We start from the raw sequence: 13,797 nt of genomic DNA, 5'->3' as shown, positions 1-13,797 counted from the left end.
ATTATTTTACTTCTACAATCCAGCCTTCAGGAGATTTTATTTCTCCGAATTGGATTCCGTAAAGAGTATCATAAAGCTTTGTAGTAACTGGGCCCACTTCTGTCTCGCTGTGGAAAACATGAAGGTTACCGTTATATTCTATACCACCGATAGGCGTTATTACAGCAGCAGTTCCACAAGCACCTGCTTCTTTAAATTCACTAAGAGTATTTATTGGAACATCTCTTTCTTGTACTTCCATTTTTAAATATTCCTTTGCGAGGTAAAGTAATGAGTGCTTAGTTATGCTGGGAAGTATTGATGGTGATTTTGGAGTTACAAATATATTATCGTTTGTAATTCCAAAGAAGTTTGCAGAACCAACCTCTTCGATGTTGGTATGAGTTGCTGGATCAAGGTAGACACAGTCAGCAAAACCTTTTTCTTTAGCTTTTTCATATGCAAGAAGGCTTGCAGCATAGTTTCCTCCAACCTTTACATCTCCGGTTCCATAAGGGGCAGCTCTATCATAGTCATCAGATGTCATAAAGTTTACTGGGGCTAGTCCTCCTTTGAAGTAAGCGCCTACAGGGCAACAGAATACTCCAAATAAAAATTCAGGAGCTGTACTTACGCCAAGGTTATCACCAATACCTATCACATAAGGCCTAATATAAAGTGTTGCTCCGGTTCCATATGGTGGAACAAATTTTTCGTTTGCTTTAACAACTTGTATACATGCATCAACAAATTTTTCAACGGAAATCTCAGGCATGAGAACGCGTGAACAACTGTTCATCAAACGCTTGGCATTTTCGTAAGGTCTAAACAGTTGGATACTGCCTTTTTTTGTACGATAAGCTTTTAAGCCTTCAAAACATTGTTGACCATAATGAAGAGCTGTTGAAGCTTCACTTATAGAAAGCTTGTTATCTTCAACTAGTTTTCCATCATCCCATTTGCCATTCTTCCATATTGAAATATAACGTAAGTCTGTCTTGCTATAACTAAAACCTAATTTACTCCAATCGATGTTAACATTTTCGGTCATATTAATCCCCCCATTTTGTAATTTTTTGATTTAAAAAATGTTTTATACAACAGCAGAAAGATAATAATAAATTCTAAATGCTGTAAAAACTCGTATAAGATAGAATATGAGTATTATTGTAACATAAAATATGTACGGCAATAGCATTTTCAGTATTTTAATAAGCTAAATTCAAAATATTTATAAAACGAATAAAAAGTTGCATTAATGCAACTTTTTATTGATTATTTATATGTTATTTTGAGATGATTAAGTTATTAATTTGAACCTTCGGGAATATTATTTTTATCTTTACTCTTATTGCTATTGATATCATTTAAAGGTTGAAAACTTGTGCTGTTTTCCATATTAGCTATTGCGTCATTTACCTTTTTGTTTTTAGTCTTTTTATTTCTGTTCATGAGTTATATCTCCCTTCATATTTTGCAGTGGGTATATTAATAGCATAGCCAGATTTTTTTGTAATATGTATATATAAATAGCAAAAGTTCAAACCATTTTAACTTGCAGAATGGATTGAACTTTTACTAAAATAATTTTTTGAAGCAGTTTTTGCATATAGTAGTTTTACCCTTATTGGCTGAAATACATTCATCCTTTGACACTGGCTTTCTACATATTTCACATATTAGTTTTGAGGTAGAACTGTTAAGATCCACAGATTTTGGCTTATTTACTTTAGCGCCTATGGTGTTTTTTTTATTTGAGGGTGGATCGTAATTTATGGACTGCTGTTTTTCTTTTTTTTCAACTATTGCGTAATTCATAGCATATGTACTTTCACCAAAAAGTTCTAATTCAAATCTAGGATTTTCTTTATCATAAAACTCCTCAATAATAAGTCTTGTAACTTGGGCATCATTTACTATAAGACCACTTTTCTCTATACCGTCGAAAATACTTTTTGTTATGTTGTTTGTATCAGGATGTCTTTTTATACTTTTATAATATACCTTTAGAACGGCAATAAGAGATTCTGTTAAAAAAATATTGGAATTTTGAATTCTGCATTGATAAGCGATTTCTTCCTCATACAGAGCGTATCTATCATGGTACTTCCCAGAATTATAAGGTAAAATAGCTCTGCCATTCATGTTGAAAAGTTTAAAATTAGATTTTGAAATGGGTGAGCCTTTTATTATGACCTTTGCGTAGGTGTTGCTCATATGTTCCTCCTAGGATCTATTAATTAAACTTTCTATAATATAATCACGTACAATTATATCATAGAAAGAGAGATACTAAGCTTAAATGTATTTATGCACACTTGATGTGCTAAAGTTAATAAAGTATAATTAATTTATGTTGTTAACAGATGTAAACATTCATTGAACACAAGGTTCAGTGAACATAAAGTTCTTAGAATGTTTTTATGAATATAGAGAAAAAATTATATAAACTATATTAAAGGTGGTAAACGCAATGGAAAAGAATATTAAAATACTTGCAATTGAATCGAGTTGCGATGAGACAGCGGCGGCAGTAGTCGTAAATGGTCGTGAGATTCTATCAAATATAATTGCATCACAAATTGATATACATGAAAAGTTTGGAGGTGTTGTTCCTGAGATAGCATCTAGAAAGCATATAGAAGCAATAAGTGCTGTAGTTCAAGAGGCATTGGATGAAGCTAAAGTTACATTAGATGATATAGATGCAATAGGAGTAACTTATGGGCCAGGGCTAGTAGGAGCACTACTGGTAGGAGTTCAATATGCTAAGGGACTCGCATATGCAACTAATAAACCGTTAATTGGAGTTAATCATATAGAAGGTCATATAAGTGCAAATTTTATTCAATATAAAGAACTTGAACCACCATTTATGTGTTTGGTAGTTTCGGGTGGACATACATTTATTGTATATATGAAGGACCACGGTGAATTTGAGGTTATGGCTCAAACTAGAGATGATGCAGCGGGAGAAGCCTTTGATAAGGTAGCTCGGGCAATTGGGCTAGGATATCCTGGTGGTCCTAAAATAGATAAAATATCAAAAGAAGGCAATGCAGATGCTATAAAATTTCCAAAAGCTAAATTTCATGAAGCTACTTTAGACTTTTCTTTTAGTGGAGTTAAATCTTCGGTGTTAAATTACCTGAATAAAATGAATATGAAGAAGGAAACAATTAATGTACCGGATGTGGCCGCATCTTTTCAAAAGGCAGTGGTTAATGTTTTGGTTCATAATGCTTTAGAGGCATGTAAAATTAAAGGTGTAGATAAAATAACAATAGCGGGTGGTGTGGCATCGAATTCTTGCCTTAGAGAGACAATGATAAAAGAAGGGCAAAAGAAGAATATAAAAGTTTTGTTTCCAGAAATGATACTTTGCACTGATAACGCAGCTATGATTGGAAGTGCAGCTTACTTTGAATTAATTAAAGGAAGAATTTCGCCGCTAACGCTAAATGCGATACCGAACTTAAAACTTGGAGAAAGATAGGATAATATAAATATAGGGTTACTAAAGAACAAACATAGTGAATTTTATATAAAAAAGGAATGCGGATATATTACAATATATCTGCATTCCTTTTTGAAAATATCCTTATAATTCAATATCCTTTTCCGCAAGCTTCCTGTTAATGAATCTTTCAACTATTAGTAAAATAATCGCCATTGTGGGTACTGCAAGGAACATTCCAAGAACCCCAAAGGTTCCACCACCTATGAGTATGGCAAGGATAATAAGTAAAGGGCTTAAACCAACAGATTTTCCAAGGATCTTTGGCCCTAAATATAATCCATCAAATTGCTGAAGAATAATAATGAATATAAGCACCCAAAAAGCTTTTATAGGGCTAAAGAATAGAGTAATAAAAAAAGCAGGAACCATTCCAATTAATGGTCCGAAATAAGGAATCATATTTGTAATTCCAACTATTAAGCTCATAAGTATAACATTAGGAATCCTAAGTATACTAAGTCCCACAAAGCATATAATACCAATAATAACAGAGTCAATAAATTTTCCGATAACAAAACCTGAAAAGATATAATTGGCTTCTTTACTAAATTTTATAAAATCATCTGCGTTTTCTTTTTTTAAGATAGCATAAATTAGTCTTTTTATATTTAATATTAAGGATTCTTTATCCTTTAAAAGATACAAAGATACAACAAATCCAAGCAAGAATTTCATAAAAGAAGAGGTAAAGCCTACGGCTGTTAGCAGAGCAACGCTGATACCGGTATTTAGATATTTACTTAAGTTAGACATAAGTGTTAAGGTAGTTTCGTCTAAATATTTAGTTATACCATATTTATCAAGCAATTGAACCTTATCAATATTTTCATAAAACCAAATTCGAGTTTTAGATATATATTCGGGAGTTGAAACTGTTAATTCGCGAATACTTTCACCTATACTAGGCGTTAGTATAGTGATACTAAAAACTATTATGCCTAAAACACATATGTACATAATAAGTAGAGTTAGATTACGCTTTGTATGAAACTTTTTTTCAATATTGACCATTATGGGGTTTAATAAGTAGGCTATACCGAATGCCCATATAAATGAACTTATGTATGATATAAAAATACTAAGGGCATTGGTAACTAATTCTATGTGGTATACTATTCGAAATAAAATAAGCGATAATAAGATTATAGGGATTAAATTTAAATAAGGGATTTTTTTATCTTTGAACAAGTTCAATTCACTTCCTTAATTAATAATTATTATTTTAGCAATAATACGATGATATAAGTATATCATAAATATAAAATTTAAAAGATATTTATAACATCTTTAAGGTTACTATAAGGTTTATAGTAGCTATTTTTGTTTTTAAGGGACAGTTAACAAGTATTTAAGATTAGCAATTAATATTAATTGTAAATATCATGGATGTTTACAAAATATTAACAATGCAATTATTGACTAATGGTCATAAAGGTATATAATGAATAAGTGTAGTGAACAAATGACCGACGGTCATAATTTAAAATTGAAAACTAGGTGGTAAATGCACTATGAAAAAAGATAAAACTATTAAAGAAAAACAAAGTAAATCAGAAATGAATAAGTTAAAGAAGAAAAAGAACCTATACGATTCAGCTTATGAACTTTTTACAACTAAAGGGATTAATGACACTGCTATAAATGATATTGTAAAAGGAGCAGGAGTTGCTAAAGGAACTTTTTACCTTTATTTTAAAGACAAATATCACATTATTGACTTGATAGTTTTAAGAAAGAGTTCAAAAGTTTTAAAAGAAGCTATTGAGGTATCTATGAATAAGGAGTTTGAAGAATTTAATGATAAAGTAATCTTCTTTGTAGATTATATAATTGAATATTTAAGGGAAGATAAAAAGCTTTTAAGGCTTATATATAAAAATCTTTCTTGGGGTATTTATAGAAAGGTGATAGCAGAACCTTTGGAGTACAACGAAATGAAGGAAATCGCAAAAGTATTTATGGATAATATAGTGAGCGAAACGATGTGTATAACGGAAGCTGAAAAAATATTATTTATGATTATTGAACTAACAGGTTCGGTTTGCTATAGCTCAATTATTTTAGAGGAACCTGATACTATAGATAATATGAAACCTGTGTTATTTAAAACTATTAAGAAGGTATTACAAAATTAATTTTCTAAGAGAGGGGTGACCTAATTGAAAAAGTTCGGACATTTTATAGCTAAAAACAGGATAATAATTTTAATTATTTCTACATTACTACTGGTTCCATCCGTAATTGGAATGGTAAATACAAAAATAAATTATGATCTTCTAACCTATCTACCACAAGAACTTGATTCCATGAAGGGACAAAATATTTTAGATAAAACATTCTCAAATGCAGCCACTTCAATGCTTATTGTTGATAATATGGAAGCTAAGGATATTTTAAAAATAAAAGAAAAGGTTTCAAAGGTTAAAGGTGTAGAAAAGGTTATTTGGGTAGATGATATTTTAGATACCACTGTACCTAAGGAAATTTTGCCTGATGAAATTAAAAGTTCTTTTTATAGTGGCAATTCTACTATGTTAATAATTAAATTTAAAGAATCAGCATCTTCAGAAGCCACTCAAAATGGGATAACTAGTATAAGGAAGGTAACAAATAAACAGTGTTATTTAAGTGGTATATCGGCAATTGTAAAGGATACTAAAGATTTATCGGATAAAGAAACACCATTTTATGTAATGATTGCAGTAATACTATCAGTCGTAGTTTTGTCTTTAACAATGCAATCGGTTATAATTCCATTTATTTTCTTGTTAGGGATAGGGTATGCCATATTATATAATATGGGAACAAATATATTATTAGGGCAAATTTCTTATGTAACAAAGGCATTAGCAGCAGTACTTCAACTTGGTGTAACTATGGATTATTCAATATTTTTACTTCATAGATACGACGAGGAAAGAGAACTTATGCCAAATGATCATATAGGAGCAATGGGAGATGCTATAGCAAATACCATGGTTGCTATATCAGGAAGTTCACTAACAACTATAGCAGGTTTCTTAGCATTATGTACCATGCAGCTTGCATTAGGTAAGGACATTGGGTTAGTAATGGCAAAGGGTGTTTTACTAGGGGTTGTAACTACAGTGACGGTATTGCCTGCATTAATTTTAGTATTTGATAAACCTATTCATAAATTTAGTCACAAAACAATATTACCTGAATTCAATAAAACATCAAAACTGGCTACGAAACACTATAAAATAATCACTATAGTATTTTTACTTGCATTTATACCAGCTATTTATGGAAATAACCACACTAAGGTTTATTACAACTTAGATGAATCGCTACCAAAGAACTTGGATTCTATCGTGGCAACAAATAAACTAAAGAAAGATTACAATATGACTTCAACACACTTTATTGTAATAAATGATAAGGTTGAAACTGATAAAGTCAAGGAAATGGTAAAGAAATTAGAAAAGGTAGATGGAATTGACAAGGTACTTGCTTCAGATAAGTACTTAGGACCACTTATTCCAGAAAGCTTTATCCCAGAAGATATTAAAGCTCTTGTTCAAGAGGGCGGATATAAACTAATAATGGCAAATTCTAAATATAAAGCAGCTACAAAAGAAGAAAATGATCAGATAGATGAAGTAATTAAAATCACAAAACAATATGATCCGAAATCAATGGTTTCAGGAGAAGGACCTCTTACTAAGGATTTAACTGAAATAGCAGATGTTGACTTTAAACATGTTAGCATAGCATCTATTGGTGCGATATTCGCTATAATACTTTTAGTATTTACATCTGTATCTTTGCCAGTAATTCTGGTCTTAGCTATACAGCTCGCAATATTCATAAATATGGCAATTTCATGTTATATGGGAAATGTGATTCCATTTGTGGCATCTATAGTTATTGGAACTATACAGTTAGGGGCTACAGTTGACTATGCAATATTACTGACAACAAGATTTAGAGAAGAAATGAGAAATGGATATGAGAAAAGCAAGGCTATGGAAATCGCAGTTAAGGGCTCTGCTAAATCTATCGTAACCAGCGCATTAACCTTTTTCGCAGCTACTGCAGGGGTAGCAATCATTTCTGATATGGAAATGATAAGTTCACTATGCACAATGATGGCAAGGGGAGCAGTAATAAGTATGGGAATTATCCTTTTTGTTCTTCCATCTATACTATTAGTAAGTGAAAAATTAATAATAATTACGAGTAGAAATTTTAAATCTAAACCACAAGCAAGTAGCGAGCTAAAAGCAGAATCAGAAAATTAAGAAGAACTTTTGAAAGCTAAACTATAGGGGAGATGTATTAACGTGAAAAATAAATGTATGTCAAAAAGATTATTAAGTATTGTGTTAATAGGTGCATTAGTTATTCCAAATATGACTTATGCTACTGAACTAATTCAAAAGGATGAGACTGTTTATGTTACGTTAAATCAGCAAGGGGAGGTTAAAGAAAAAATAGTAAGTGATTGGCTTCACTCTAACGAAAAAAATATTGAAATTCATGATAAATCTATATTAAAGGATATAAAAAATGTAAAGGGTGAAGAAAAACCAAATGGTATTGGTGAGAGTTTAATTTGGAAGCTAAGTGGTAATGATGTTTATTATAAAGGAACTACTGATAAAAAACTTCCTATTGATGTAAATGTTAAATACTTGCTTGATGGAAAAGAAATTAAGCCAGAGGATTTGGCAGGCAAAAGTGGAGAAGTGAAAATAAAAATTGATTATAAGAATAATGAAAACCATATGGTTAATATTAAAGGAAAAAACAGAAAAATATATACTCCATTTAGCACTGTAACTGTACTAGATTTACCAATAGATAAGTTTAAAGATGTTAAAATTAGCGGCGGTAAAATAGTTAATGATGGAAATAATCAAATAGTTACTTTCATTTCTATTCCGGGTATGAAGGAAAGTTTGGATTTAGAAAAGAATACTTTAGACTTAAAAGAAAATTTAGAAATTACTGCACAGGCAGAAAACTTTGAAATGGGTCCTATAATGATAACAGGGACTCCCGAACTTCCTGATATGGAAGAGTTTAAAAATGCATCATCTTTAGAAGATTTAACTAAAGGCATTAATGACATACAAGATGCTAGTACCAAGCTAGCTGAGGGAACAGGCAAATTATCCCTTGGTCAAAAGGCTTTGGCTGATAATATGACATTATTTAATGGCGGAGTAACTAAGCTAGAAGTTGGAGCTTCAGGATTAAATACTGGTATGGCGAAGATTGGTGACGGTACGAATACAGCACAAAGCGGTGCTCAGAAGGTGGCGAGTGGATTAAAAACATTTGAGGCGGGCACTGCAAAGCTCGGTAGTGGAGCACAGCAATTTGGATCAGGTACAGTAGAATTTGCTGCAAATTCAAAAGCATTTGCTGATGGAGCAGGTAAGGTAGCATATGGAACAGACAAATTAGTTACAGGTTCTAAAGGGCTTTCAGATGGAGCTAATAAGTTAGCTGAAGGGACTAATACAGTGTCGACTAAAATGGAATCACTAAGTAAGGGACTAGATACAATGGTGGATTCTACAGGATCACTACAGCAAGGTCAAAAGCAAGTAATAGATGGAACAGAGCAAAGCTTAAAAGGTATAGATAAACTAAAAAAAGGTAAGGAATCAGAGATAAAAGCTACGGATTCCTTAATATCAGGAATTGAAAAATTACAGGGACTTGTTGGTTTCCTCGGGAAAATTCCTGGTACAGGTGAAATAGCAGGAAATTTAAATGCTGGATTAGAAAATGAAAAAGGGGGTCTTGTAGCTTTAAAGGATGGCGGCAATGAATTATTACAAGGATTAAATGAACTTGAACAAGGCATATCAAAAATCAAAACTGGTTCAGAACGGGTAGATACAGGTATGGGTCAGCTTCAGGAAGGACAAAAAAATGCAGTGGCAGGGTCAAAAGAATTAGCTAAGGCTACAAAACAAATATCAGATAAGACTGGTGAATTAGCTAAGGGAGCGGGAGGACTTGCGCAAGGCACAGAACAATTAGGGACAGCTGCAGGAAAGCTTAAAATTGGTAGTCAGGGACTCGCAGGCGGAGCAAATAAGTTAAATACTGCAGCTAAAGACTTAAGTGCAGGAACAAAAGTTATGGGGGAAAGTACTAATAAATTAGTGGTAGGATCTCAAAGCGTGGCAGATGGTTTAACAAAATTAAATAATGAGGGGATAAAGCCATTAACACAAGGATCCAGTAAACTAAATTCGGCAGTGGGTGAGCTTTCTGCAGGGTCAGGAAAATTAAAAGAAGGTGCCGATAAATTAGCAAATGGAAATAAAGAATTAGATGAAAATATGAAAAAATTCGATAAAGAGGGTATTCAAAAGATAAGTGGCGGAATTGACAGTGAAATGGGAGATTTACAAGAAATTATTGATGTGAAAGACGAACTTGTAAAAATATCTAATAATTATGGTACATTTTCAGGTGTAGGCGATAAGATGGATGGTAAAGTTAAATTCGTTATGAAAACTGATGGGATAAAAGTAAAGATCGAGGCAACTAAAGAAGATAAAAAAGTTGTAGAAATAAAAGAAGAAAAAAAGGGCTTTTTAACATGGGTAAAGAACTTGTTTGGCAGTAATGATCAAGTAATAAAATAATAATAAATTTAAAAATGAAGATATATACCGATTTAAAACATAAAACATATTTATGGAAATTATGTGTAACAAATGAAAAAAACATTTTAAAAGTAATAAAAGGTATTAGTTTAAATTTAAACTGGTACCTTTTATTACTTTTGTACGTATAAACCATTGCTAATATTTACAAAAAATTCACAACTCAAAGATAAAATAAACATTGTATATTTTAAAATTGTAAACATATAAATAACAGTGTAAAACACAATACAATTCCAGTTGATACACTAATATAAGTGGAGTATAATAATCTAAGTTTCAATGATTTAAAATAATAATTATTATGAATTTAAACGAGGAGCAAAATTATGACTGGCCATAAAAAAATAACGAAAAGAAATTTAAAGTTACTCATTATAGCGATGTGTTTATCTCTAAGCATATTGACACCGAGGGCTTATTTAAATAAAATTAATAAAAATTCGAGTAAAAATATAGAAACTATATCTAGTAAAGATACTGAAATTAAAAGTAAGGATCAAAATACAAAGAATGCTAAGCTGACAAAGATAGCATTCGAGAAGAATAATAATGTTTATCTTTATGATGAAATAAATGAACAGATTAAATCTTTAGGGGATAATTCAAATTCAAAAGATCTATTACGACTTTCTCCAGATAAAACAAAAATAGTTTTTAGAGCTTTTAATGAAGAAAAAGAGACATATCCTCCACATATAATTGTTTATGATATTAAAACTGAAAAATCAACAGAGATTGACATAAATAATAAAAATGTTCAACAAATTATTGAACTCAAGTGGATAGATAATGAAAATATTTTGATTACGGGTCATATTAATCCGTCAGCTTCAGGTTATGCGGTATATAACATAAAAAACAAATTGGAGTTAATATCATGCGAAGGCACCATAAGAGATATTATTATAAATAAAAAAAGCATTCTTTATAGCGTAACACCGCATACATTTCCACAACCTAGGGCCAATTTATATATTAATGGTAATAAAATTTTTGAAAGTACAGAGGATAAAGAAGAAATATATGATGGAGTGATATCTAAAGATGGTAAAATGCTTGCCTTTAGAAGTTTGCTTTCAGGTTCAAAGAATTCGAATGGTGAAATAAGTGCTTACATTAACATAGCTAAAATTAGTAATGATGGAAAATCACTAAGTGATTTAAAGAAGATAGGAATAAACAATGACATAACTGGAGATTTAAAATTTGATGATAAAAATGATATAAGTATTATAGGTGTCGAATTTATATATAAATTAAAAGAAGGCAATATTATTAAGGAAGAAAATAATTTGGCAAAGCAAGCAGAACTTTCTGCTGAGCAACTTAAAAAGTTTAAACAAATTTTTATCAAGCAATTCCCCGAAGAAACTATTTTAGAGCAAACAGTATTAGAAGATATAGATATATATAATGTGGTAACTTTTTAGAATTCGAAACTAACTTAGAAATTAAAGGAGGGTTAAAAATGAATAATAACTATAAATTTTTTAGAAATAAAGATTGTGAATATTTTCCATGTCATGAAGTTAAAGATGATGAAAAATTTAATTGTCTGTTTTGCTATTGTCCACTGTATTTCCTCGAGGAGTGTGGTGGAAATGGAAAATTCGTAAATGGTGTTAAAGATTGCTCAACTTGCATGATTCCACATTCTAAAAATGGATATGACTATATAGTAAACAAGATAGTGGAAGTAAATAAAACAAAAAGAAAATGACTAAGAGTGAGTGGAAATCAATTAATTCAATTTAATACTTACTGCTCAGAGGTAAAAAAAGTATAATTTTTTAAAAAAAGCATTGCATTTGAAACGTTTACGTATTATAATTAAATAAGAGTTAAAAAATAAAATTTAATAGTTTCACATAAATAGAGGTGCAGATAAAGAGGTAATTTTTGAATGATAAGGATATGAACATCCAATGTCAAAAATGAAGTATTTATTTGCCGAAAGAATATTTTGGTTCTTCAATATATTCTTGGGGATAGAAAGTAGTATTTCTATCACTGCCATAAGAATTCTTATGGAGAGCTATTTATGTAATGAAAAGATATTTTTTCATTGCATTAATAGACCTATTACTTTGGTTAATTAAGGCACTGAAAATTCAGTGCTTTTTTTATTTCAAAATATATTAACATAAGGCATTTTCTAAAAGATAGACAAATATAATTATCTGTTGTTTTTTACAAAATTCCTAAAAATTACAAAACAAATAACTACAATGAACGAGGGGGAAAATAAAATGAAGTCTTTAATAAGGTTAAGAATGAGTGCCCATGATGCACATTATGGTGGAAATTTAGTGGATGGAGCAAGAATGCTTCAATTATTTGGGGATGTAGCTACAGAGCTTTTAATTATGAACGATGGTGATGAAGGATTATTCAAAGCATACGATGCTGTAGAATTTTTAGCGCCAGTTTATGCAGGAGACTATATAGAAGCTGTTGGAGAAATAGTAAAGGTAGGAAGTTCATCAAGAAAAATGATTTTTGAAGCAAGAAAAGTTATAGTACCAAGACCAGATATAAATGATTCAGCTTGTGATGTATTAGAAGAACCAATAGTAGTTTGCAAGGCAAGCGGAACTTGTGTAGTTTTAAAAAATAACCAAAGAAAATAATATGCAAGAGAAGTTAATGTAAACTTTTTCAGATGGTGGTTGCTAAAAAAAATTGTGCAAAATTGCAATAATATAGATAAATTATCATAAGCTTATGGTAGATAATAATTATTTTTGCATCACGGAGAACTATAGGGAGGAAACAACATGGAAAAATTAATAATTACTGCAGCTATATCCGGAGCGGAAGTTACAAAAGAACATAATCCAAACGTCCCATATACTGTTGAGGAGGTAGCAATAGAAGCTGAAAAAGCATATAAAGCAGGAGCTAGCATCATTCATTTACACGTAAGGAAAGATGATGGAACACCTACTCAAGATAGGGAAAGATTTAAAGCTTGTATGGAAGCTATTAAAGCAAGATGTCCGGATGCAATTGTTCAACCATCAACAGGTGGAGCTGTTGGTATGAGTAATGAGGAAAGATTACAACCTGTTGATCTAAGGCCGGAAATGGCAACTTTAGATGCAGGTACTTGTAATTTTGGTGGAGATGATATATTCGTAAACACTGAAAACACTATTAAAGAATTTGGTAAAAAGATGATGGAACTTGGAGTAAAGCCAGAAATTGAAGTTTTTGATAAGGGAATGGTAGACATGGCTATAAGACTTCAAAAGAAAGGTTTTATAAAAACACCAATGCATTTTAATTTTGTGATGGGTGTAAATGGTGGGATAACTGCTTCGCCAAGAGATTTAGTATTTATGGCAGGAAGCGTGCCACAAGGAAGTACATACACTGTATCAGGTATTGGTAGATTTGAATTTCAAATGGCAGCTGTGACTATTGTTATGGGTGGTCATGTAAGAGTCGGATTTGAAGATAATGTGTATATTGAAAAAGGCGTACCAGCTAAATCAAATGCAGAATTAGTAGAAAGAGTAGTTAGACTTGCGAAAGAACTTAGCAGAGAAATTGCCACTCCACAAGAAGCAAGAGAGATATTGGGTTTAAAGAAAATATAAAACTGATAATTGTTATATCTTCAGGATAAATAAGAGG

General features: G+C 31.2%; 12 protein-coding genes and 1 riboswitch. Of the genes, 8 read left to right on the top strand and 4 right to left on the bottom strand.

Features of this window, described 5'->3' with window-relative positions; genetic code table 11:
• Position 1: 1 nt before the first annotated feature.
• From ACWJJ7_RS09955 to ACWJJ7_RS09945, 3 genes are all read right to left on the bottom strand, one after another.
• Positions 2 to 1,030 carry a branched-chain amino acid aminotransferase gene (locus ACWJJ7_RS09955; RefSeq protein WP_462961996.1) on the bottom strand — a complete coding sequence of 343 codons (1,029 nt, stop codon included), beginning with the start codon at positions 1,028 to 1,030 and terminating at the stop codon, positions 2 to 4.
• Positions 1,031 to 1,287: 257 nt separating this feature from the next.
• Positions 1,288 to 1,431, bottom strand: a complete 144-nt coding sequence (locus tag ACWJJ7_RS09950) for a hypothetical protein (RefSeq protein WP_462961995.1) — start codon at positions 1,429 to 1,431, stop codon at positions 1,288 to 1,290.
• A gap of 126 nt (positions 1,432 to 1,557) precedes the next feature.
• On the bottom strand, positions 1,558 to 2,196 hold the full coding sequence (locus ACWJJ7_RS09945) for a RusA family crossover junction endodeoxyribonuclease (RefSeq protein ID WP_462961994.1): 639 nt from the start codon (positions 2,194 to 2,196) through the stop codon (positions 1,558 to 1,560).
• A 256-nt stretch (positions 2,197 to 2,452) separates the two neighbouring features.
• Between ACWJJ7_RS09945 and tsaD the strand changes: the two genes are divergently transcribed.
• Positions 2,453 to 3,475: a tRNA (adenosine(37)-N6)-threonylcarbamoyltransferase complex transferase subunit TsaD gene (gene tsaD, locus ACWJJ7_RS09940; protein WP_462961993.1), complete on the top strand. Its 1,023-nt coding sequence runs from the start codon at positions 2,453 to 2,455 to the stop codon at positions 3,473 to 3,475.
• A 105-nt stretch (positions 3,476 to 3,580) separates the two neighbouring features.
• On the opposite strand, the gene ACWJJ7_RS09935 is transcribed toward tsaD, so the two are convergent.
• Complete coding sequence (locus tag ACWJJ7_RS09935; RefSeq protein ID WP_462961992.1) at positions 3,581 to 4,687, bottom strand: AI-2E family transporter; 1,107 nt, start codon at positions 4,685 to 4,687, stop codon at positions 3,581 to 3,583.
• Between the two features lie 323 nt (positions 4,688 to 5,010).
• Here ACWJJ7_RS09935 and ACWJJ7_RS09930 point away from each other — a divergent pair, with 323 nt between their 5' ends.
• The 7 genes from ACWJJ7_RS09930 to kce all read left to right on the top strand — a co-directional run bounded on the left by ACWJJ7_RS09930 (position 5,011) and on the right by kce (position 13,760).
• On the top strand, positions 5,011 to 5,634 hold the full coding sequence (locus tag ACWJJ7_RS09930; protein ID WP_462961991.1) for a TetR/AcrR family transcriptional regulator: 624 nt from the start codon (positions 5,011 to 5,013) through the stop codon (positions 5,632 to 5,634).
• A 24-nt stretch (positions 5,635 to 5,658) separates the two neighbouring features.
• Positions 5,659 to 7,764 (top strand): efflux RND transporter permease subunit, encoded by a 2,106-nt coding sequence (locus tag ACWJJ7_RS09925; protein WP_462961990.1) that lies wholly within the window; start codon positions 5,659 to 5,661, stop codon positions 7,762 to 7,764.
• Positions 7,765 to 7,806: 42 nt separating this feature from the next.
• The gene (locus ACWJJ7_RS09920) at positions 7,807 to 10,134 is read left to right on the top strand and encodes a methyl-accepting chemotaxis protein (RefSeq protein WP_462961989.1); all 2,328 of its coding nucleotides are present in this window, start codon (positions 7,807 to 7,809) and stop codon (positions 10,132 to 10,134) included.
• Between the two features lie 350 nt (positions 10,135 to 10,484).
• On the top strand, positions 10,485 to 11,588 hold the full coding sequence (locus tag ACWJJ7_RS09915) for a hypothetical protein (RefSeq protein ID WP_462961988.1): 1,104 nt from the start codon (positions 10,485 to 10,487) through the stop codon (positions 11,586 to 11,588).
• A 38-nt stretch (positions 11,589 to 11,626) separates the two neighbouring features.
• A complete protein-coding gene (locus tag ACWJJ7_RS09910) occupies positions 11,627 to 11,878 on the top strand; it encodes a cysteine-rich small domain-containing protein (protein ID WP_462961987.1) in 252 nt (83 codons plus the stop codon).
• A 145-nt stretch (positions 11,879 to 12,023) separates the two neighbouring features.
• Positions 12,024 to 12,204, top strand: a riboswitch (Lysine riboswitch).
• Between the two features lie 203 nt (positions 12,205 to 12,407).
• A complete protein-coding gene (gene kal, locus ACWJJ7_RS09905; RefSeq protein ID WP_462961986.1) occupies positions 12,408 to 12,788 on the top strand; it encodes a 3-aminobutyryl-CoA ammonia lyase in 381 nt (126 codons plus the stop codon).
• Positions 12,789 to 12,935: 147 nt separating this feature from the next.
• Complete coding sequence (gene kce, locus ACWJJ7_RS09900) at positions 12,936 to 13,760, top strand: 3-keto-5-aminohexanoate cleavage enzyme (protein ID WP_462961985.1); 825 nt, start codon at positions 12,936 to 12,938, stop codon at positions 13,758 to 13,760.
• Positions 13,761 to 13,797 lie beyond the last annotated feature (37 nt).

It is taken from the genome of Clostridium sp. CM042, from assembly GCF_055080995.1.
Note: the sequence above shows the minus strand (reverse complement) of the source record. Positions and strands in the feature narration are given on the sequence as shown.

Coding starts and splice junctions, on each gene's coding strand:
- ACWJJ7_RS09910 (WP_462961987.1), top strand. CDS start 11,627: ATGAATAATAACTATAAATTTTTTAGAAATAAAGATTGTGAATATTTT.
- ACWJJ7_RS09955 (WP_462961996.1), bottom strand. CDS start 1,030: ATGACCGAAAATGTTAACATCGATTGGAGTAAATTAGGTTTTAGTTAT.
- kal (WP_462961986.1), top strand. CDS start 12,408: ATGAAGTCTTTAATAAGGTTAAGAATGAGTGCCCATGATGCACATTAT.
- ACWJJ7_RS09915 (WP_462961988.1), top strand. CDS start 10,485: ATGACTGGCCATAAAAAAATAACGAAAAGAAATTTAAAGTTACTCATT.
- ACWJJ7_RS09945 (WP_462961994.1), bottom strand. CDS start 2,196: ATGAGCAACACCTACGCAAAGGTCATAATAAAAGGCTCACCCATTTCA.
- kce (WP_462961985.1), top strand. CDS start 12,936: ATGGAAAAATTAATAATTACTGCAGCTATATCCGGAGCGGAAGTTACA.
- tsaD (WP_462961993.1), top strand. CDS start 2,453: ATGGAAAAGAATATTAAAATACTTGCAATTGAATCGAGTTGCGATGAG.
- ACWJJ7_RS09950 (WP_462961995.1), bottom strand. CDS start 1,431: ATGAACAGAAATAAAAAGACTAAAAACAAAAAGGTAAATGACGCAATA.
- ACWJJ7_RS09930 (WP_462961991.1), top strand. CDS start 5,011: ATGAAAAAAGATAAAACTATTAAAGAAAAACAAAGTAAATCAGAAATG.